The sequence below is a fragment of the Alcanivorax sp. genome (genome assembly GCF_017794965.1).
Taxonomy (GTDB): Bacteria; Pseudomonadota; Gammaproteobacteria; order Pseudomonadales; family Alcanivoracaceae; genus Alcanivorax.
This window is the reverse complement of sequence record NZ_CP051240.1, coordinates 3,298,503-3,318,241: the sequence shown is the minus strand read 5'-3', so window position 1 is coordinate 3,318,241 and position 19,739 is coordinate 3,298,503. Positions and strand designations below refer to the sequence as shown.

Annotated in this window: 17 protein-coding genes and 1 riboswitch; of the genes, 6 read left to right on the top strand and 11 right to left on the bottom strand. The window is 59.6% G+C overall.

Going from position 1 to position 19,739, the window contains the following annotated elements; genetic code table 11:
* Positions 1-24: 24 nt before the first annotated feature.
* The 9 genes from HF945_RS14490 to HF945_RS14450 form a co-directional block, all read right to left on the bottom strand.
* On the bottom strand, positions 25-1,179 hold the full coding sequence (locus HF945_RS14490) for a hypothetical protein (RefSeq protein ID WP_290523276.1): 1,155 nt from the start codon (positions 1,177-1,179) through the stop codon (positions 25-27).
* 18 nt (positions 1,180-1,197) lie between these two features.
* Complete coding sequence (locus HF945_RS14485; RefSeq protein WP_290523275.1) at positions 1,198-1,416, bottom strand: hypothetical protein; 219 nt, start codon at positions 1,414-1,416, stop codon at positions 1,198-1,200.
* A 101-nt stretch (positions 1,417-1,517) separates the two neighbouring features.
* The gene (locus HF945_RS14480) at positions 1,518-2,459 is read right to left on the bottom strand and encodes a DegV family protein (RefSeq protein ID WP_290523274.1); all 942 of its coding nucleotides are present in this window, start codon (positions 2,457-2,459) and stop codon (positions 1,518-1,520) included.
* A gap of 267 nt (positions 2,460-2,726) precedes the next feature.
* On the bottom strand, positions 2,727-4,175 hold the full coding sequence (gene pyk / locus HF945_RS14475) for a pyruvate kinase (protein ID WP_290523273.1): 1,449 nt from the start codon (positions 4,173-4,175) through the stop codon (positions 2,727-2,729).
* A 265-nt stretch (positions 4,176-4,440) separates the two neighbouring features.
* Positions 4,441-4,908 carry an aminoacyl-tRNA deacylase gene (locus HF945_RS14470; RefSeq protein ID WP_290523272.1) on the bottom strand — a complete coding sequence of 156 codons (468 nt, stop codon included), beginning with the start codon at positions 4,906-4,908 and terminating at the stop codon, positions 4,441-4,443.
* Positions 4,909-5,987: 1,079 nt separating this feature from the next.
* A complete protein-coding gene (metF, locus tag HF945_RS14465) occupies positions 5,988-6,815 on the bottom strand; it encodes a methylenetetrahydrofolate reductase [NAD(P)H] (protein ID WP_290523271.1) in 828 nt (275 codons plus the stop codon).
* Between the two features lie 108 nt (positions 6,816-6,923).
* Entirely contained in the window at positions 6,924-8,312 is a 1,389-nt protein-coding gene (gene ahcY / locus HF945_RS14460) for an adenosylhomocysteinase (protein WP_290523270.1), read from the bottom strand.
* A gap of 20 nt (positions 8,313-8,332) precedes the next feature.
* A riboswitch (S-adenosyl-L-homocysteine riboswitch) is annotated at positions 8,333-8,410 on the bottom strand.
* 88 nt (positions 8,411-8,498) lie between these two features.
* Entirely contained in the window at positions 8,499-9,647 is a 1,149-nt protein-coding gene (metK, locus tag HF945_RS14455; protein WP_290523269.1) for a methionine adenosyltransferase, read from the bottom strand.
* 211 nt (positions 9,648-9,858) lie between these two features.
* The gene (locus HF945_RS14450; RefSeq protein ID WP_290523268.1) at positions 9,859-10,845 is read right to left on the bottom strand and encodes a metalloregulator ArsR/SmtB family transcription factor; all 987 of its coding nucleotides are present in this window, start codon (positions 10,843-10,845) and stop codon (positions 9,859-9,861) included.
* 208 nt (positions 10,846-11,053) lie between these two features.
* Between HF945_RS14450 and tkt the strand changes: the two genes are divergently transcribed.
* From tkt to fba, 4 genes are all read left to right on the top strand, one after another.
* Positions 11,054-13,054 (top strand): transketolase, encoded by a 2,001-nt coding sequence (gene tkt / locus HF945_RS14445; protein WP_290523267.1) that lies wholly within the window; start codon positions 11,054-11,056, stop codon positions 13,052-13,054.
* 142 nt (positions 13,055-13,196) lie between these two features.
* The gene (locus tag HF945_RS14440) at positions 13,197-14,213 is read left to right on the top strand and encodes a glyceraldehyde 3-phosphate dehydrogenase NAD-binding domain-containing protein (protein ID WP_290523266.1); all 1,017 of its coding nucleotides are present in this window, start codon (positions 13,197-13,199) and stop codon (positions 14,211-14,213) included.
* 49 nt (positions 14,214-14,262) lie between these two features.
* Positions 14,263-15,426 (top strand): phosphoglycerate kinase, encoded by a 1,164-nt coding sequence (locus HF945_RS14435; RefSeq protein ID WP_290523265.1) that lies wholly within the window; start codon positions 14,263-14,265, stop codon positions 15,424-15,426.
* Positions 15,427-15,560: 134 nt separating this feature from the next.
* On the top strand, positions 15,561-16,625 hold the full coding sequence (gene fba, locus HF945_RS14430; RefSeq protein WP_290523264.1) for a class II fructose-bisphosphate aldolase: 1,065 nt from the start codon (positions 15,561-15,563) through the stop codon (positions 16,623-16,625).
* 418 nt (positions 16,626-17,043) lie between these two features.
* Here the strand turns inward: fba and HF945_RS14425 are convergent, their stop codons facing one another.
* Positions 17,044-17,475 carry an META domain-containing protein gene (locus HF945_RS14425; protein ID WP_290523263.1) on the bottom strand — a complete coding sequence of 144 codons (432 nt, stop codon included), beginning with the start codon at positions 17,473-17,475 and terminating at the stop codon, positions 17,044-17,046.
* Between the two features lie 189 nt (positions 17,476-17,664).
* Between HF945_RS14425 and HF945_RS14420 the strand changes: the two genes are divergently transcribed.
* Positions 17,665-18,003 carry a hypothetical protein gene (locus tag HF945_RS14420; RefSeq protein WP_290523262.1) on the top strand — a complete coding sequence of 113 codons (339 nt, stop codon included), beginning with the start codon at positions 17,665-17,667 and terminating at the stop codon, positions 18,001-18,003.
* Here the strand turns inward: HF945_RS14420 and HF945_RS14415 are convergent.
* Entirely contained in the window at positions 17,993-18,802 is an 810-nt protein-coding gene (locus tag HF945_RS14415) for a flavin reductase (RefSeq protein ID WP_290523261.1), read from the bottom strand. The two genes, HF945_RS14420 and HF945_RS14415, sit on opposite strands and share 11 nt — an antisense overlap.
* On the opposite strand from HF945_RS14415, the gene HF945_RS14410 reads away from it, so the two are divergent.
* Positions 18,764-19,714, top strand: a complete 951-nt coding sequence (locus tag HF945_RS14410; protein WP_290523260.1) for an alpha/beta hydrolase — start codon at positions 18,764-18,766, stop codon at positions 19,712-19,714. The genes HF945_RS14415 and HF945_RS14410 overlap by 39 nt on opposite strands.
* Positions 19,715-19,739: the final 25 nt, after the last annotated feature.

Below are 19,739 nucleotides of genomic sequence, written 5' to 3'. Positions count from 1 at the left end.
TCACGGTCGAACGACCGCGATGCGTCAGGCGATTGCCGCCTTCAATGCTTCGATTTCATGGGCATCGCTGTTGCGACCGGCAAACGCCTGCCACTGACTGGCGGCATTGGTCTTGATGGCGTCTGCCATACCGGCGACGGCGCCGTCCGGCAGGTGGCCAAACAGGCCCAGCAGTTTGCTATCGTGGGCCTTCTCCAGCGCCTCGGCCAAGGATGCCGCCTCGGAACCAGTGAGTACATCCAGTGCTGGATTGAGGTGCGCCTGGTCCATCAACGGCAGCAGGTCGAGCAGCTCGTCCCAGCTGCCTTCTTCTGCCACGGTGCTGATCAGGCTTTCCACCACTGCAGGCTGACGCAAGGTTTCCAGATTGACGATGTTCTGCTGGTGGGCATTGTCCATGGCATTCACAGCCTGTAGCAGGTTGGTCCACAGGCGCTGCTCACTGGCCACCTCGATCAGGTGGCTGAGTACTGACTCGCCCTGATCCGCCACCATGTTGCCGAGCTGTCCGCGCAGATCCGTGTTCACATGCCCATTCAGGGAGAGTACCGCCGGCCATAGTTCATGCTCGGTGGCGGCTCTAACGGTGGCCCGTTGCTGATCTTCGCTGAGCAGCTCCAGCAGGATGTTCAGCTTGCTCTTGTCTTCAAGATACAGGGCGATTTTCACCATGGCTTCGCCGCTGTCCACGGTGGCGGTAATGGCCGCCAGTGCGGACGGTTTGATCACCGCGACAAAGCGCGCGAGGGTGATGTGCTCATTCATGGCCAGCAGGGTCTGGGCGACACGGGCGACAATCTTGTCCGGCATGGCGGCAAGCAGATCCCGGGACTGTGACGGTTCCAGATGAATGCAGAGCTTGGCCAGGAAGTCGTCCGGCAGCTTGTCGGCCAGCTTGATGGCGCGATCAGCGGGCAGTTCTGAGGCGATACCGGCGGCCAGAACGGAGCCCAGTACCGAGGTGGCCAGTTTGGCACTGGCGCCGGTGGGCACCAGTTTGCTGATGCCGGCCAGTCGTTGGTAGCTGTCCTGGTGCTGGCTGTAGAAGAAGCTGGAGATGCTGTTGCGGAACGCGGCCAGCGCATCCAGATCCTGGCCTTCCAGAAAATCCAGCTGGTGCTCGCCGGTTTCCAGCAGGCGGCCCAGTTTCAAAAGCTCGGCTTCGGTTTCAATATGCATGGCAATCAATCCTGTCTTTTATCCGAACAACATCTTCTTCACCGGCCGGCGGAACGGGCCCGGCACCACGTTAAGGGCATTGTTCATGGCCTTTTCCACGCGGTTGTCCTTGGTGTCGAGTGCGGCCAGAACAGCATCGGCCAGCGGGGTTGCCTGTTCGGCAGGCAGGGACTCGAGAAAGGCCAGGGCATCTGCGGGCAGGCCTTTCTGCTTCAGTGTGCTGAGGGCATCAGACATGGTTACTCCTTGTTTGCTGGCGCTACTATGCCAGCAAACAGGGGGTGGAGGCTTTGCCGAAAAGCCGGCTCTGGGCGGCGCTCAAGAAAGCGCAGAAGGGATCAATGAAAATCAGACTCGGCACTGATCAGGCCTACGCTGATTGCGCCGGGGCCGATATTGACGCCACCGGTGAGTCCCATGTGGCTGATCAACAGTTCAATCTTGTGCTGTTCGGCGCATGCCTTGAAGGCTTCGAAACCGGGCATCTGGTAAACCGCATCGGTATCACCGGCATAGCTGACGCAGACGATGGGGGCAAGCAGGCCTTGCTTGATGCAGTGGCATGCATGGGAGAACATTTTTTTTACCGCCAGATCAAATCCACGCACCTTGGCCACCGGGAAGGTCTGGTCCTGTCGGGCGCAGAGAATGGGTTTGATATCCAGGGCTGAGCCCATCAGCGCGCCAACGAAGCCCACACTCTTGTCGCCTTTCTTGCGGGCGCGTTTGTGCACGTAATACAGGTCAGGCACTACCGCATAACCGGCGGCCATGGGGGTCAGGTCGTTGATGCGCTGGCGCACATCGCCCACCTTCATGCCGCTATTGATCAAGCGAATGGTTTCTGCAGCCAGTACGCCCTGACCGGCAAACAGAGTCTGACTGTCACTGACGCGAATCCGGAAGGGGCCTTCCAGCCCGGCGGCAGCCCGGTATTGCTTGTAGTCACTGAGGATGGTGTGGGCGGCTTCCGAGGCATTATCGAAAATCGGACTGCGGCTTTTGGGTAAGGTCTGCACCAGGGCAAAGTCAAAGCGGGAGACGGCCTTTTCCAGAAACAGTGTGCGGATTTGCTCCACGCTGGGTGGGGCCGTCTCGGCGTCGTGATTCTTGTCCACTTCATGGCGGGAATAAAATTCCCGGGCCCGCTGAGGATCCCGGTCGTCTACATAGATTTCCTTGCCGATGCGGATCGGAACCGGCATGACAAGAATGTTATTGGCATCAATGAAATCACGGGGCAGGTCACAACCTGAATCCACCACCAGACCAATTTTCATTGTTATGGGTCCTGTAAACGAGTGAAGAGATTTTGATCACTTAGAGTCTACGGCGGGGAGGATGCAAGGGGCGTCTTATTGCGTATGGGTATGGTGTAAGAATGTTAATTGGACGCCGGAGCTCAGATGCCCGGCGCTGAAAACCCGCAGGTTTGCGAGTTTTGCTTTTTCGTCGGGCATCCGGCGTCAGGCATCTGGCTGGAGTTGCGATGTGGGCAGAAAATCAAACCACGACTATCAAGCCGCGCCGGCCATGCAGACTGCCGGCTACTGAATCTTTCCTCCCACCTCAACAATCTTCAGGGTGTTGGTGCCGCCGTGGGCGTCGGCATAGTTGCCCTTGGTGATCAGCACCCGGTCACCGGGTTTCACCTGGTCCATCTTTTCCAGTATCCCCACCGCCTGCTGGTTGACGGTTTCGCTGGGCAGGGCGGTACTGTCGAAGGAGACGGCTTGCACGCCACGGAGAATGGCGACGCGCCGCTGGGCTGCCGGGGTTGGGGTGAAGGCAAAGATCGGCATGCCGGAGCGCATACGCGACATCAGGCGCGGGGTGTTACCGGTCTCGGTCATGGCGATGATAGCGGTCACATTGCTCAACCGGTTGGCTGCCTGCATGGCGGCCATGGCAATCACTTCATCAATGTTGTCCGACTTTTCATTGAGTGGCCGGTCGCTGCGACGTTCCTGCCAGGTGCGCTCGGCGCCGAGAATGATGCGATCCATGGCCTGCACGGTTTCTTTCGGGTAATCCCCCACCGCGGTTTCGGCTGAGAGCATCACCGCATCGGTGCCGTCCAGTACCGCATTGGCCACGTCGGAGACTTCCGCACGGGTAGGTTGCGGGCTGTGAATCATGGATTCCATCATCTGGGTGGCGGTGATGACAAAGCGATTGAGTGCCCGTGAGCGGCGGATAATGTGCTTCTGTACACCCACCAGTTCTGCATCGCCGATTTCTACCGCCAGATCACCACGGGCGACCATGACGCCGTCGGACGCGAGGATGATCTGGTCCAGCGTTTCGTCATCGGCCACGGCTTCGGCGCGCTCGATCTTGGCCACAATCCCGCCCGTGCCGCCGGCCGCCTGGAAGTGGCGGCGGGCGTCATTCACATCATCCGCATCCCGGGGGAAGGACAGGGCGAGGAAATCCACCTCCATGTCGGCGGCGGTGATGATGTCGTTGAGGTCCTTCTCGGTGAGCGCCTTGGCGCTCAAGCCGCCGCCCTTGCGGTTCACCCCCTTGTGGTCGGACAGGGTGCCGCCGACCAGCACGGTGCAGATGACGCGGCTGCCTTCGATGCGATCCACCTGCAATTCCAGCAAGCCATCGTTGAGCAGCAGCACATCGCCAGGCTCACAGTCATCCGGCAGCGGTGGATAGCTGATGCCGACGATGTCCTGGGTGCCGGCGCTATCATCCAGCTCGGTATCCAGGGTAAAGGTCTGGCCATTTTTCAGCTCAATCGGACCGTCACGGAACTTGCCGATGCGAATCTTGGGGCCTTGCAGGTCCGCCAGAATGGCCACGGCCTGCTGATGCTTGTCGGAGAGGCTGCGAATCTTGTCGGCAGTGCGGCGATGGTCATCGGCGCTGCCATGGGAAAAATTCAGGCGGAAAACGTTAACCCCGGCGGTGATCAGGGCGTCGAGCATGGTCTCGGACGTGGAAGCGGGACCGAGGGTAGCAACAATCTTGGTGCGTCGTGTCATTCACTCTTTCCGTTTACTGTTTTATGACAGCTTAGCATGCAAATGCGATAGAAAGGTGACAGAAAAATGAGGCGAATTGTGAGGAGCGACTGATGAGTTGCGAAAATCAAAACTACAAAGACAACTTTTTCTTCTCTGATGGGCACGGGGTTTGCTCTTCGAAACTCGCCGTACCTCCGGCGTGGCTGCCAACCTCCCGCGTCAGAAGGTTGGCAGTGTTCAGCCTTTGGCGTCCGGCCTCAGGCATCCAGCATCCGGCATAACATCAATGCAGCATGGCGAAAGAGCAGGTAGTCGCTTCGCTGAGTCGCAGGAAGTCGCCCATGCCCATCTTGATGACTTCCGTATGGGTGCCGGCGTTGAAGGCAATCCAGTCCTGGGATATCAGAGTGTCATCCACGTAGACCGGCATGTTGTAGAGGTTGCCAAAGGGCGGCTCGCCCCCGGGTTCACAGAGGGGGAAGCGATCCTTGAATTCGTCCTCGCTGGCAAGACGTACATGATGGGCATTCAGCGTGAGGCGCAGTTTTTCCGGATCCAGATACTGGTCGGCCGGCAACACGGCCATGGCCAGCATGCCGTCCACATCCACAATCACGGTTTTCGCCATATGACGCCCCGGGATATGACTGGACTGGGCCACTTCTGCGGCCGTCACCGCGGGTTCGTGGTTGTAGCAGTGGTAGTAGATGTCGTTGTTGTCGAGATAATCGGTCAGTGCGCGGGTAGCCATGACTGCCTCCTCCCGGCCGGGTAAGCCAGGACAATGCTGCCTTGCACACAGGGGTACCGGCGCAAGGCCAGTAAGGTGAATGTGTTTTCAGGGTAAGCGGGTGTGAGAGAGGGGTGAAATACAGTTATGTGCTAAGGGAAAGAGCTGGGAGGAATAATCAGCTACGAGCTACACTGACAGGATTAACGAAGGCCCCAAAGTTCCCGGAGGCCGGCGGATTTCTTTGAAGCCGGATTCGCCCAGACAAGCTGGGCTCCTACAAAGGAATCGGCGTTTCTACGAAGCCACTGTAGGAGCCCAGCTTGTCTGGGCGATCCGAGCCTAAGCGAGGTAAGGATTCCAGAAGCGCCGTTTGTGCTGACTGTAGGAGTACCTCTCGAGGTGCGAACCTGCGGTGATTGTGGCCCCCACCTGGGTGACTTCGAATCTCCTGAGATGCCATCGCACTATGATATGTGCGTGTCCTCGCCGGACGGGCCCAAAGGGGTGTAGCGCGCACCCCTCTGGCGTTCCGGCCATTCCCCGGTATGGGAATGGCGCTCCAGCGGGCAAAACATGTTTTGCACCCCCCCCGCTTCCGCCCCCTTACCCCGACTCCGTTCAGCCTGCTCCGCAGGCACACTCCGGTGCTCGCCCTGTGACGGACGCAAAAAAGACTCGCTCCGCTCAGACAGGTTTTTTGCTCTATGCCGTCACAGGACTCCGTTCCTCGACTCACTCTAACGGGGCAGGTAGAAGGTGCCGTGCTGATGGCACTGGCGTTCTTGTATCGCGCAAACGCTGAGGGTTGCTTTAGGAGCGCCAGTTATTCGCTGTGCCCACCCCTTCGGTCGCCTCGCTGCGCGAGGTTTGTCCCCTGGAAGGGAAGTTATTCGCTACGCTCCCCCTTCGGGCCGCACTCCGTGCGTTACTTCGCTACGCTACGTTCCTACAGTTTGTCTGCAGTGCCTTCTATCCAGATGAAGCGACGGATCGCTTTTCGACACAATAAAAAACGCGGGCGGGAACCATGCCGTGTGGCATTATCCCCGCCCGCGTTGTCGAGAGTTGCGTGCCGCGTGAAGTATGCAGCGTTGCTGTTAGAGCCCCAGATTATCCAGAATGCGCAGATTCGGACCGGCCTGGTTCATGGTGTAGAAATGCAGACCCGGTGCGCCCATGGCGAGAAGACGTTCGCACAGGCGGGTGACCACTTCTTCGCCAAATGCTTTCACCGCTGCATCGTCATCCTTGATGTCGCTCAGCTTGCTCTGCAGCCAGCGCGGCACATCGGCGCCGCAGTTAGCGGAAAAGCGCAGCAGGTTGGCCACGTTTAGGATCGGCATGATGCCTGGGTAGACCGGCGCATCACAGCCAATTTTCTGCAGGGCATCCATGTGGTAGCCGTAGGCGTCAGCATTGTAGAAATACTGGGTCAAACCGCTGTTGGCACCGGCATCAACCTTGCGCTTGAAGTGGGCAATGTCATCTTCAAAGCTACGCGCTTCCGGGTGCATCTCCGGGTAGGCGGCCACTTCCAGTTGAAAGTGATCACCGGTTTCTTCGCGGATCAAGGCCACCAGCTGGTCGGCATACTTGATCTCGCTTTGCGCGTAGCCCATGCCGGAGGGTAGATCACCGCGCAGGGCCACGATACGGGTGACGCCGGCGTCCTTGTAGCCGTTGACCAGCTCAAGAATTTCTTCCTTGCTCTGGCCAATGCAACTCAGATGGGGGGCGGTGTCGCCATGTTGCTCTCGCAGCTTGTTGACCATGTCGCGGGTGTTGTCACGGGTGGATCCCCCGGCACCAAAGGTGCAGGAAAAAAATTCAGGATCTTTCACCAGCAGCTTATTCTGCGTGGCCAGCAGCTTTTCTTTTCCCGCATCCGTCTTCGGCGGGAAAAATTCAAAACTGATTCTTTTCATGATGTCTCGCTTCGCGAGACGCCTGAGGCCAGACACTCGACGCTTGACGAAAGGCTCGCAAAGCGAGCCTGAAAGCGTCCGGCATCGAGCGTCCGGCGTCTGGCGTCTTTAATATTTGTAGTGCTCGGGCTTGTACGGGCCGTTGACGTCGACACCGATGTAGTCCGCTTGCTCCTTGGTGAGTTGGGTGATCACGCCACCGAAACCTTCCACCATGTAGCGGGCCACTTCTTCGTCCAGATGCTTGGGCAGAACTTCTACCTTGAGCATCTTTTCTTTCACTGTGTCGGAGTGGCTGGCATAGGCCTGGTCGAACAGGTACATCTGCGCCAGCACCTGGTTGGCAAAGGAGCCATCCATAATGCGGCTGGGGTGGCCGGTGGCGTTACCCAGGTTCACCAGACGGCCTTCAGACAACAGCAGCAGGAAGTCGCCTTCTGCCTTGTTGCGCCATACCTTGTGCACCTGCGGCTTCACTTCTTCCCATTCCCAGGTCTCACGCATGAAGGCAGTGTCCACTTCGTTATCGAAGTGGCCGATGTTGGAAACGACGGCGCCTTTCTTGAGTGCCTTGAGCATGTTGGCATCACAGACGTTGAAGTTACCGGTGGTGGTCACGATCAGGTCAGTGGTGCCCAGTAGCTCGGTATTAACGGAGGCGGCAGTGCCGTCATTCACGCCATTGTTGTAGGCGCTGACCACTTCGAAACCGTCCATGCAAGCCTGCATGGCACAGATCGGATCGGCTTCGGTGACCTTCACGATCATGCCTTCCTGACGCAGGGACTGGGCAGAGCCCTTGCCCACATCACCGTAACCGATGACCAGTGCTTTCTTGCCAGACAGCAGGTGGTCGGTACCGCGCTTGATGGCGTCGTTCAGAGAATGACGACAGCCGTATTTGTTGTCGTTCTTGCTCTTGGTGACAGAGTCGTTCACGTTCACCGCCGGCACTTTCAGGGTGCCTTTCTTGAGCATTTCGTAGAGACGGTGCACGCCGGTGGTGGTCTCTTCGGTGATGCCGTGGATGTTGTCCAGCATCTGCGGGTAGGTCTCGTGGATATAGCCGGTCAGGTCACCGCCGTCATCCAGAATCATGTTGGCTTCCCACAGCTCGCCATTGCCGTCGCGACAGGTCTGCTCGATACACCACATGTACTCTTCTTCGGTTTCACCTTTCCAGGCAAATACCGGGGTGCCGGCAGCGGCGATGGCGGCAGCGGCGTGATCCTGGGTGGAGAATATGTTGCAGGAAGACCAGCGTACTTCCGCGCCCAGCGCCTGCAGGGTCTCGATCAGCACCGCAGTCTGGATGGTCATGTGGATACAGCCGATGATCTTGGCGCCTTTCAGCGGCTGCTCGGCACGGTACTTCTCGCGGATGGCGATCAGTGCCGGCATTTCGGTTTCGGCGATATCGATTTCAGAGCGGCCATAGGCAGCCAGGGAAATGTCCGCGACTTTAAAGTCGGTGAAGGTATCCGCTTTAGCGTTCATGGTGTTCTCCATTCGTTTTTGACGAATGGGCGCCGTTGTTCTTTGTGAACCCGCCCCGCGAGCCTCGCGGTCATGCCGCTGCAGCGCCCCTCGTGGAGTGGGTCAAAATTTTGTTGTAGGAGTGGCGCTTGAGCCGCGAAAGCATCTCGGCAATTCGCGGCTCAAGCGCCGCTCCTACGGCAGGTCTTACAGCGCCTTGGCCAGCTCGGCAGCCTTGTCGGTCTTTTCCCAGCTGAAGCCTTCGCGGCCGAAGTGGCCGTAGCTGGCAGTGGGGCGGTAGATCGGCTTGCGCAAATCCAGCATTTCGATGATGCCGCGCGGACGCAGATCGAAGTGCTCGCGAACCAGGTTGACGATCTCGTTGTCGCTGAGCTTGCCGGTACCAAAGGTGTTAATGGAGATGGAGGTGGGTTCGGCCACACCGATGGCATAGCTCACCTGAATCTCGCACTTGTCGGCCAGGCCGGCGGCGACAATGTTCTTGGCCACGTAACGACCGGCGTAGGCGGCAGAACGGTCCACCTTGGACGGATCCTTGCCGGAGAAGGCACCGCCCCCGTGACGGGCCATGCCGCCATAGGTGTCCACGATGATCTTGCGGCCGGTGAGGCCGCAGTCACCCATGGGGCCGCCAATCACGAAGATGCCGGTGGGGTTAACGTGGTACAGGGTGTCCTTGTGCAGCCACTCTTCCGGCAGGACCGGTTTGATGATCTCTTCCATCACCGCTTCGCGTAGCTCGGCCAGTTTGATTTCCGGGGCGTGCTGGGTGGAGAGCACCACCGCATCCACCGCCACCGGCTTGCCGTTGTCGTAACGCAGGGTGACCTGGCTCTTGGCGTCCGGACGCAGCCACGGCAAGGTGCCGTTCTTGCGCAGTTCAGCCTGGCGTTCCACCAGACGGTGGGAGTAGTACACCGGCGCTGGCATCAGGGTGTCCGTTTCGCTGGTGGCAAAGCCGAACATCAGGCCCTGGTCACCGGCACCCATTTCCTTGTCCTCGGCTTCGTCCACGCCGATGGCGATGTCGGCGGACTGTTTGCCGATACCATTCAGGACCGCACAGCTGGCGCCGTCGAAGCCCTTGTCGGAACTGTCGTAGCCGATATCCAGAATGACCTGGCGAACAATGTCCTCCAGTTCCACATAGGTGCTGGTGCGCACTTCGCCGGCAACGATGGCCATGCCGGTTTTCACCAGGGTTTCCACCGCCACGCGGGCGTGGGGGTCATCCTTGATGATCGCATCCAGAACGGCGTCCGAGATCTGGTCGGCCATTTTGTCCGGGTGACCTTCGGACACGGACTCGGAAGTAAAGATGGAATATTCACTCATTTCTGGAGTGCTCCTTGGTTAACGCTTCACGCTGCATGAAAGACACAACAACGCGGGAAAAATTGAGTTGAAAGTTTAAAGTTTAAAGTTGAAACGCGAAGATGGTCTTGTGCCAACCCGAAGGCTCCCTGTTACGCGCTTCATGTTGCTGGTGCGCGGACTCGGCCTGTCAGACTGCACTTTGCTCGTCCGCGCTTTTCAACTTTGAACTTTAAACTTTCAACTGCTTTCTAAATGTTCTCACCTGCACCTGAAATCCGTTCCGCAATGCCAGAAACTGGGTTTCCTGTAATTCCAGTCCGGCGCGGCCGGCCCAGTTGACCAGATCGGCTTCCTCGAAACCGAGCCAGACATCGCCACAGGCTTCGTGAGCCCAGTGCTGATCGTGGGGACACAGGTCCGTGATCAGCAGGGTGCCGCCGTCGTTCAACTGCCCGGCCGCGGCGCGGATGGCGCTGGCGGGGGAGGGCAGGTGGTGCAGCACCATGTTCAGTACCACGGCATCCACCGTGGGCAGGGTGCTGGCACTGGCGGGCCACTCTCCCAGTACCAGCGCCACATTTTGCCGTTCGGCGACAGTCTGCCTGGCGACTGCCAGCATGGCTTCGGCATTGTCCTGGCCGATAACCTGCTCGAAATGGTTAGCCAGCTCCGCCAGAAACTGGCCATCGCCGGGGCCGATTTCCAGCGCATTACGGCCCTCCGGGCAGGCCCGCAGCAGCAACTCCGCCGCCTGTTCGGCATACTGCGAGTAGTCGGCGATCAGTTCCTGCTGTTCATCCAGTTGCTCCGCATGGCGGGCAAAGAACGCCCGACTCTGCTCGGCACGCTGATTCTGTACCTGCTCCAGCCGTTCAGCCACCTTGCCGTTCAGAGCGCTATCGTCCAGTTCGTCCAGCAAGGCACCGTGAAGGGCCCCTTCCCGGCTTTCTGGCTGAGGCAGGCGGCGGCGGTAGAAAATGGAGTTGCCTTCGCGGCGCCTCTCCACCAGGCCGCCCTTGGCCAGCACCTTGAGGTGGTGGCTCATGCCGGATTGCTTCATAGCCATGATGTCGCACAGCTCAAGCACCCCGAAGCTGCTCTGCCCCAACACCTGTAATACCTGGAGCCGCAGGGGATCTCCCGCGGCCTTCAGGAAGCCTGCCAGCTGATCAGTGATCTCAGCGACAGCAGGGGTGGAGGGGGCTTGTGCATTCATATAAGGACGCAGTCTAACGCAATCGAAAACTAAATCAAAATAAATTGATATAGGTTTCGGCATTACCTCAACCCGCTGCATGCATCACGCACCACGCAGCACGCAAAAGCCGGGAAGTCAGGACGGCAGGGTGCTTGCGCTTGTAGCCCTTATCTCCATGAGGGACAATAGCGCCCCTTTTCAGCCACCAGTCAGTTTGGAGCCCTGCATGTCCAGTGCCCCCGCCAGCCGTGATCTTGCCAATGCCATCCGTGCCCTGAGCATGGATGCGGTTCAAAAAGCCAACTCCGGCCACCCCGGCGCCCCCATGGGCATGGCCGATATTGCCGAAGTATTGTGGCGCGGATTCATGAAGCACAATCCGCAGGACCCCACCTGGGCCGACCGTGACCGCTTTGTGTTGTCCAATGGCCATGGCTCCATGCTGCTGTATTCCCTGCTGCACCTGACCGGCTATGGCGTCAGCATCGAAGACATCCAGAACTTCCGTCAGCTGGGTAGCCCCACGGCCGGTCACCCGGAATATGGTGATGCCCCGGGCATCGAGACCACCACGGGGCCGCTGGGCCAGGGCATCGCCAACGCCGTGGGCATGGCGCTGGCCGAGAAAATGCTGGCCGGCCAGTTCAACCGCGACGGTCATACCATTGTGGATCACAACACCTACTGCTTCCTGGGTGATGGCTGCATGATGGAAGGCATTTCCCATGAGGCCTGTTCGCTGGCGGGCACCCTGGGGCTGGGCAAACTGGTTGCCTTCTATGACGACAACGGCATTTCCATCGACGGTGAAGTAGAAGGCTGGTTCACCGACGACACCGTAGAGCGTTTTCGGGCCTATGGCTGGCAGGTGATTCCCAATGTGGACGGCCACAACGCGGAAGAGGTGCAGGTGGCCATCGAGAATGCCCGTGCCAACACCACCCAGCCGACCCTGATCTGCTGCAAGACCGTGATCGGTTTCGGCAGTCCCAACAAGCAGGGCAAGGAAGAATCCCACGGTGCCGCCCTGGGTGACGACGAAATCGCCCTGACCCGCAAGGAGCTGGGTTGGGCCCATGGCCCGTTCGAGATCCCGGCCGACATCAAGCAGGCCTGGGATGCCAGCGCTGCCGGTGCCGCCGCGCAAAGCGAATGGCAGCAGCGATTTGATGCCTACAAGGCGGCTTACCCGGAGCTGGCCGCCGAGTTCCTGCGCCGTCAGGCGGGCGAGCTGCCGGCGAACTTTGCCGAGCAGGCGGATGCCTATATCCGTGAATGTCAGGAAAAGGGCGACAAGGTGGCCACTCGCAAGGCTAGCCAGAATGCCCTGGATGCCTTTGGCCCGCTCTTGCCGGAGCTGGCCGGTGGTTCCGCTGATCTGGCCGGCTCCAATAATACCCTGTGGAAAGGCTGCAAGGCGGTCACCGCCGACGACGCCAGCGGCAACTACATCCACTATGGGGTACGGGAATTCGGCATGACCGCGGTGCAGAACGGCCTGTGTTTGCACGGTGGCCTGCGCCCTTACGGCGGCACCTTCCTGGTGTTCATGGAATACGCCCGCAATGCGGTGCGCATGGCGGCGCTGATGCACCAGCCCAACATTCTGGTCTACACCCACGACTCCATCGGCCTGGGGGAAGATGGCCCCACCCACCAGCCCATCGAACAGATTGCCAACCTGCGTCTGACCCCGAACATGCGCACCTGGCGCCCCTGTGACACGGTGGAATCGGCGGTGTCCTGGAAGAAAGCCATCCTCCGTCAGGACGGCCCCTCTTCCCTGATTTTCTCCCGCCAGGGCCTGCCCTGCATGGAGCGTGGCAGCGAGCAGCTGGCCGAGATCGAAAAGGGCGGCTACACCCTGCTGCAGACCGGTGAAGGCACTCCGGACGCGATTATCATCGCCACCGGTTCCGAAGTGGAGCTGGCGGTCAATGCGGCCAAGGCTCTGAGCGGCAAGAATATTCGCGTGGTGTCCATGCCCTGCGTGGAAGAATTCCTGGCCCAGGATGCGGCGTACCAGGAAAGCGTACTGCCGTCGTCCGTGCGTGCCCGCGTAGCCGTGGAAGCCGCCATCGCCGACTACTGGTACCGCTTCGTGGGTCTGGACGGCAAGGTCATCGGCATGACCAGCTTCGGCGCCTCCGCCCCGGCCGGAGACCTGTTCAAGCACTTCGGCATCACTGCCGAAGCGGTACAGGAAGCGGTGGAGTCGTTGCTTTAATGAGATGCCGGACGCCGGATGCTGGACGCCTGACGAGATTGGCCGTGGTTGCGTGCTGTGGCTCTGCCGTTTCCGGTTGGTTGGTTGTTCTGGTTTTTAGCGTCGTGCGTCTGGCGTCCGGCGTCCAGCGGGGCGCAGCCTGATGCGCATTGCCATCAACGGCTACGGCCGTATCGGTCGCTCCTTTGTCCGTGCCCTTGCCGAGCGCGAGGGCGCTGGCTGGAAGGCACCGTTCAGTCTGGTGGCGATCAACGACAAGGGGCGACCAGAAGACCTGTTGTACCTGACCCGGTACGACACCACCCATGGGCGTCTGGCGGCGCCAGCGGAACTGATTGAGGGCATGCTGCGCATCGGCCAGCAGGCGCCGCGGCTACTGGAGCAGCCCGAGCCGGAGCGGCTCCCCTGGGGCGACATGGATGTGGATCTGGTGCTGGAATGCTCCGGTCATTTTCGCAGCCACGCCGGGGCCTCACGGCATCTGGATGCGGGCGCGAAAAAAGTGATCATCGGTGCCGTGCCGTTCGATCAGGCTGACCAGGTGGTGGTGTTCGGTGTGAACCATCAGGCCGTGTCCGCGGACGACAGGATCCTGTCGGCGGGGTCCTGTACCACGCATTGTATTGCGCCCCTGCTGGCGCGGCTGGATGACAGCTTTGGTGTGCAGCAGGTGCTGATGAAAGAGATCCATGCCTATACCTCGGATCAGACCCTGCTGGACCATGTCCACCGGGATCCGCGTCGGGGACGGGCAGGGGCACAGAATATCGTGCCTACTACCAGTAGTGCCATTGGTGCGGTGCAACAAGTGCTGCCGCAGCTGGAAGGCAAGATCAGTGGCAGTTCCATCCGCGTGCCCACCCTGAATGTGGCCATGGTGGAGTTGACGTTGCGTCTGGAACAGACGCCGGATGAAGACAGTCTCAACCAGTGGTTACACCAACAGGCAACAGCGTCCAGTGGCCTGATTGGCTACAATGATGCGCCGCTGGTGAGTGTGGATTTCAATCACCGCCCGGAATCCGCCATTGTCGACGTGACCCAGACACGGGTGCAGGGCGATATGGTGCAGGTGGTGGCCTGGTACGACAACGAATGGGGCTATGCCAACCGACTGCTCGACTGGGTAGCGGCGCTGGCCGAATCGCAGCAACACTGAATTGAATGAACGCACCCCTTTGGGTGGCCGTGAATGAGGTAAGCAAGCAATGAACTTCAAACGCATGACCGACCTGGATCTGGCAGGCAAGCGCGTTCTGATCCGTGAAGACCTGAACGTGCCGGTGAAGGACGGCAAGGTCACCAGCGATGCGCGTATCCGCGCCTCCCTGCCCACCATCGAGCATGCGCTCAAGGCTGGCGCCAAGGTAATGCTGATGTCCCATCTGGGTCGCCCCACCGAAGGCGAATATGCAGACGAATTTTCCCTGCAGCCAGTGGCGGATCATCTGGGAGGGCTGCTGGGCCGTGAGGTGCCGCTGGTGAAGGACTGGCTGGACGGCGTCGATGTGGAAGACGGTCAGGTGGTGTTGTGCGAGAACGTTCGTTTCAACAAGGGCGAAAAGAAAGACGATGAAGCCCTGTCACAAAAAATGGCCGCGCTGTGTGATATCTATGTAATGGATGCCTTTGGCACCGCGCACCGTGCCCAGGCGTCCACCCACGGGGTAGGCAAGTTTGCGCCGGTAGCCTGTGCCGGCCCGTTGTTGGCCAACGAGCTGGATGCGCTGGGCAAGGCGCTGCAGAACCCGGAGAAGCCCCTGGTCGCCATCGTGGGGGGCTCCAAGGTGTCTACCAAACTGGAGGTGCTGGAAGCGCTGTCCGACAAGGTAGACCAGCTGGTGGTGGGCGGCGGTATTGCCAACACTTTCCTGGCGGCGGCCGGTCATCCGGTGGGCAAATCCCTGTATGAGGAAGACCTGATTCCGGCGGCGAAGAAGATCGCTGAGAAGGTGCACATCCCGATCCCGGTGGATGTGGTCACTGCCCGGGAGTTTGCCGAATCCGCTGAAGCGGTCACCAAGAAGGTGGAGGATGTGGCAGAGGATGACATGATTCTGGATGTGGGTCCGCAGACTGCGCACATCGTGGCGGCACTGATGAAGGAAGCCAAGACCATCATCTGGAACGGCCCGGTGGGCGTATTCGAATTCGACCAGTTTGGTGAAGGCACCCGGGAAATGGCCGAAGCCATTGCCGATTCCGATGCCTTCTCCATTGCCGGCGGTGGCGACACCCTGGCCGCCGTGGACAAGTACGGCATCAGCGACAAGATCAGCTACATCTCCACCGGTGGCGGTGCCTTCCTGGAATTCGTGGAAGGCAAGGTGTTGCCGGCGGTGGCGATGCTGGAAGCAAGAGCGAAGGATTAAACGCCGGATGCTGGACGCCCGGCGCCTGACGCAAACCGAACAGCGTTGGGCGTCGAGCGTTAGGCATCAGGCCGTAATGAACGAAGTGAGGCGGTGAAGTTCGCCGCAAACGGTTAAACGAAGGGGAAACGAAAATGGCACTAGTTAGCATGCGTCAGCTGCTGGATCACGCCGCCGAGTTTGGTTACGGCGTTCCGGCTTTCAACGTGAATAACCTGGAACAGATGCGCGCCATCATGGAAGCGGCGGACCAGACCGATTCCCCGGTGATCGTGCAGGCTTCTGCCGGCGCTCGCAAGTACGCCGGCGCCCCCTTCCTGCGTCACCTGATCCTGGCTGCGGTGGAAGAGTTTCCGCATATCCCGGTGGTCATGCACCAGGATCACGGCACCAGCCCGTCCGTGTGTCAGCGCTCTATCCAGCTGGGCTTCTCCTCGGTAATGATGGACGGTTCCCTGGGTGAAGACGGCAAGACCCCCACCGATTACGAGTACAACGTGGACGTGACCCGTCGTACCGTGGAAATGGCCCACGCCTGTGGTGTCTCTGTGGAAGGTGAGCTGGGTTGTCTGGGGTCCCTGGAAACCGGCGAAGCGGGTGAAGAAGACGGTATTGGTGCGGCGGGCAAGCTGACCCACGACCAGATGCTCACCGACCCGGAAGAAGCGGCAGACTTCGTGCAGAAGACCAAGGTGGATGCCCTGGCCATCGCCATCGGTACTTCCCACGGCGCCTACAAGTTCACCCGTCCGCCCACCGGTGACATTCTGGCTATTGAGCAGATCAAGGCGATTCACCAGCGTATTCCGGATACCCATCTGGTCATGCACGGTTCTTCCTCCGTGCCCCAGGACTGGCTGGCCATCATCAACGAATTCGGTGGCGAGATTCCGGAAACCTACGGGGTGCCGGTGGAAGAAATCCAGGAAGGCATCAAGCACGGTGTCCGCAAGGTCAACATCGATACCGACCTGCGTCTGGCGTCCACCGGGGCAATTCGTCGCTTCCTGGCAAACAACACCGCCGAGTTCGATCCGCGCAAATACCTGAAGGAATCCGTGGCGGCCATGCGTGATATCTGTATCGCCCGTTACGAAGCTTTCGGCACCGCCGGCAATGCCAGCAAGATCAAGCCGATCAACCTGGAAGAAATGTTCCAGCGTTACGAGTCCGGTGAGCTGGATCCGCGGGTGAAGTAAGAGACGCTGCACACACCACGCTTCACGCAACATGCAAGAACGCGGTTGAGGTGGTTGCAGGCGGACAACAAAAAGGCCACGCCTGAATATGGGTGTGGCCTTTTTTGTTGATACCGAAACCTCGATCCGAAGCCGCTTTGGGATCTGCAACGCCGCTGTGGGAGCTTGCCTGCAAGCGATCCGAGCGACAGCGAGGAAAACCATTAGCGTCTCTGCAATCCTTGCCTCGCTTAGGCTCGGATCGCTTGCAGGCAAGCTCCCACAGCAGCCACTAGTGAATGTTTTACCGACGCAAAAAGGCCCGCCCGGGAGACCGGGCGGGCCTTTTTGCGTCAGGCGTCAGGCGTCAGGCGTCAGGCGTCAGGCGTCAGGCGTCAGGCGTCAGGCGTCAGGCGTCAGGCGTCAGGCGTCATGCGTGCTACCGCGTCGCCTTGATCTCTACCCCTTCACCGCTCAGCACCAGCTCGCCCAGATCATTCAGTACGGCGGTATCCACGCCTTTCAGCGCGGTCACAAACTGTTGCTCCAGTTCCATCAGCGGGGGCATGCAGGCCTTGCGGGTCATGGCGCCAGGCTGGAGGGTGAATTGGCCGTTGTCAGCCTGGTAGCTGCCGGTGAAGTTGTTGCAGGCCGCCTTGCCGGCCACCTTGCCCGCTTCCGGGAATACCAGGGTGACGGTGGCATTGCCCACCGGTTTGTTGTTCAGGGTCTGTACCTGCCAGGGGGCGCCGGCAAGTTGCTCGTAGGATGGCATGGCCATGGCGTTGTCACCATTGTCGGAGGCTGTGTTGCAGGCGGTTACCAGGAACAGGCTGGTAAACAGCAGGGTGAGGGGCAGCAGGGATTTCATGGCGGTTCCTTGTCTTCAACCACGGTTGTGGATGCATGTGTGTCTGTCCGGTTAGAGAAGAGGGGCAAGGAAAGGTTCCCGGCATCCCGCGATCCGTTGATGTACCGCAAGAGAATGGCGTTCCCGGCTTGACCAGGTGTGAACAGCGCGGACAATGCCAGCACACCTTGCCAATATCCGGGACAGCCCATGCTTGATACCTTTCTCGCGTTCTACACCCAGCATCAATGGATTGCGCTTCCTCTGGCCATGGTGTCGGCAGTGGGCATCGGGGTGATGTGGATGGGCTGGCTGACCCTGATGATTACTGCCTTCGGACAGAAGCTGTGGCTGTGGGGCTTTGCTATCCTGTTATTGCCGGTGCCGGCATCGCAGTGTTTTGCATTGCGCTACCGGGCGCTGAATCCCTGGGCCAACCGGCTGGTGTGGTGGGGGCTGGTGCTGGCACTGCCGATTCTGGCGCTGACCGCCTGGTGGGCGCTACTGGCCCTGCAGCAGCCCATGCCAGAGCCCCTGTTCAGTCACTGAATCGGGTTGGGGGCTGATCCGGTTTGGCATAACGCCAGCGGCCTGCCCGGTGGGTGAGGTGATAACTGTCCAGCCCGGACAGTGCCACCGTGCCCGCCTCTTCCACATCTACATAACCATCCTCGGCCATGATGCCCTCAGGCAGCTGAACTTGTTCGATGGCGCCAATGACCAGCACGGTGCCGTTCACCGCAATATCCTGGATATCTGCCACCTTCATGCCCAGTTGTATCCGCGCTTCCTGCACAAAGGGCGCGGGAAACTTCTGATGATACTGCGGGGTCAGGCCGGTGGCCTCGAATTCGGAGACGTCTCTGGGGTAGCGGGCCGAGGTCTGGTGAGCCGGGCCGATCATCCCCTGATGGACATGGTTGAGGGTGTAGTATCCGGTTTGCTGCAGGTACTCCAGGGTGTGGCGATCCACCGAGTGGGGGCGGATGATCATGCCCATCAGCGCGGGGTCTGCACCCAGATGAAAGCAGGAGCTGACGATACTCAGGTTCTCCTGTCCCTCGTGGCTACGCGTGCCCACCAGGTTGGCACTCTTGAAGCCAGACAGGCTATTAATCAGATTGACCCTTGTACGTTTGGGAAGGGCGTCCAGTGACTGACTGGTGAAATGCATGGTGTTGGGCCTGCGGTGGTGGATGCCAATGACCAGCGGCGCTGATGTGGTGCCGGTGTTGTCCTTTCGGGAAGGCGGTATCGTCCGTATTATCAGCAGACGCCGTGAGTAAACCGTGGAGACGTTGCCCAGGCCATGGAAAACCCTTTCGACCGAGACCATATCCAGCAGCACTGGAAGCCCCTGAACTGGGAAGCCTTTGACCCTCTGGAGGCGTCCAGCCAGCAGTACATTGCCTACTACGGACTGAACTTTGCTGAGCGGCTGCCCAGTCTGGAGCATGGTTTCGGCTATTTTGAGGCCGATGGCCACCAGATCTCGGTACATGCGTGGCGACCACAGAACCCCCGCGGCACCGTGCTGGTCTGCCATGGTTACTTTGATCATGTGGGCCTGTACCGGCACGTGATTGGCCATGTGCTGGAGCTGGGCTATGCGGTCCTGGCGTATGACTTGCCCGGGCACGGACTCAGCTCCGGTCCCCAGGCGGTGATCGAAGATTTCCTCACCTACCGCAACGTGCTGGAGCAGTGCCTGAGTCTGGCAGCCAATCATTTCCCCCGCCCCTGGCATGTGATCGCGCAGAGTACCGGTGGTGCCATCGTGATGGATTATCTGGCGAGCCGCGGAGAGGGAGACGACAACCCCTTTGAGCAGGTCATCCTGTTGGCACCACTGGTGCGTCCCTTTAAATGGAATACCGGTCGCTGGTTGCACACTGCGATCAGCCCCTTTACGAAAAGCATCAAGCGGGTATTCAGTATCAACTCCAACGACCCGGACTTTCTCGATTTTCTCGAGAACAAGGATCCGCTGCAGTCACGGCGGGTGTCAGCGGTCTGGGTGGGGGCGCTGAAAAAATGGCTGCCGGGTTTTGAAAAAGCATCACGTATTCATGTTTCTCCCGTGGTCATTCAGGGTGACCTGGATGAAACGGTGGACTGGCGCTACAACCTGGATGTGATTCGAAGCAAATTCAGTGAGCCGCGTATTCACCTCCTGCCCGGCGCACGCCATCAACTGGCCAATGAGCATGAGGAATTCCGACAGAAAATTTTCGCGATTATTGATGAGTATCTCGCCTGATCATTGACCGGTTTTCCGATTTTAC

What these genes read in the sequence shown, in the direction of transcription:
- HF945_RS14410 (WP_290523260.1), top strand. Translation starts at nt 18,764, where the DNA reads ATGGAAAACCCTTTCGACCGAGACCATATCCAGCAGCACTGGAAGCCC.
- metK (WP_290523269.1), bottom strand. Translation starts at nt 9,647, where the DNA reads ATGAGTGAATATTCCATCTTTACTTCCGAGTCCGTGTCCGAAGGTCAC.
- tkt (WP_290523267.1), top strand. Translation starts at nt 11,054, where the DNA reads ATGTCCAGTGCCCCCGCCAGCCGTGATCTTGCCAATGCCATCCGTGCC.
- HF945_RS14420 (WP_290523262.1), top strand. Translation starts at nt 17,665, where the DNA reads ATGCTTGATACCTTTCTCGCGTTCTACACCCAGCATCAATGGATTGCG.
- HF945_RS14485 (WP_290523275.1), bottom strand. Translation starts at nt 1,416, where the DNA reads ATGTCTGATGCCCTCAGCACACTGAAGCAGAAAGGCCTGCCCGCAGAT.
- HF945_RS14450 (WP_290523268.1), bottom strand. Translation starts at nt 10,845, where the DNA reads ATGAATGCACAAGCCCCCTCCACCCCTGCTGTCGCTGAGATCACTGAT.
- pyk (WP_290523273.1), bottom strand. Translation starts at nt 4,175, where the DNA reads ATGACACGACGCACCAAGATTGTTGCTACCCTCGGTCCCGCTTCCACG.
- HF945_RS14440 (WP_290523266.1), top strand. Translation starts at nt 13,197, where the DNA reads ATGCGCATTGCCATCAACGGCTACGGCCGTATCGGTCGCTCCTTTGTC.
- ahcY (WP_290523270.1), bottom strand. Translation starts at nt 8,312, where the DNA reads ATGAACGCTAAAGCGGATACCTTCACCGACTTTAAAGTCGCGGACATT.
- HF945_RS14480 (WP_290523274.1), bottom strand. Translation starts at nt 2,459, where the DNA reads ATGAAAATTGGTCTGGTGGTGGATTCAGGTTGTGACCTGCCCCGTGAT.
- HF945_RS14425 (WP_290523263.1), bottom strand. Translation starts at nt 17,475, where the DNA reads ATGAAATCCCTGCTGCCCCTCACCCTGCTGTTTACCAGCCTGTTCCTG.
- fba (WP_290523264.1), top strand. Translation starts at nt 15,561, where the DNA reads ATGGCACTAGTTAGCATGCGTCAGCTGCTGGATCACGCCGCCGAGTTT.
- metF (WP_290523271.1), bottom strand. Translation starts at nt 6,815, where the DNA reads ATGAAAAGAATCAGTTTTGAATTTTTCCCGCCGAAGACGGATGCGGGA.
- HF945_RS14470 (WP_290523272.1), bottom strand. Translation starts at nt 4,908, where the DNA reads ATGGCTACCCGCGCACTGACCGATTATCTCGACAACAACGACATCTAC.
- HF945_RS14490 (WP_290523276.1), bottom strand. Translation starts at nt 1,179, where the DNA reads ATGCATATTGAAACCGAAGCCGAGCTTTTGAAACTGGGCCGCCTGCTG.
- HF945_RS14435 (WP_290523265.1), top strand. Translation starts at nt 14,263, where the DNA reads ATGAACTTCAAACGCATGACCGACCTGGATCTGGCAGGCAAGCGCGTT.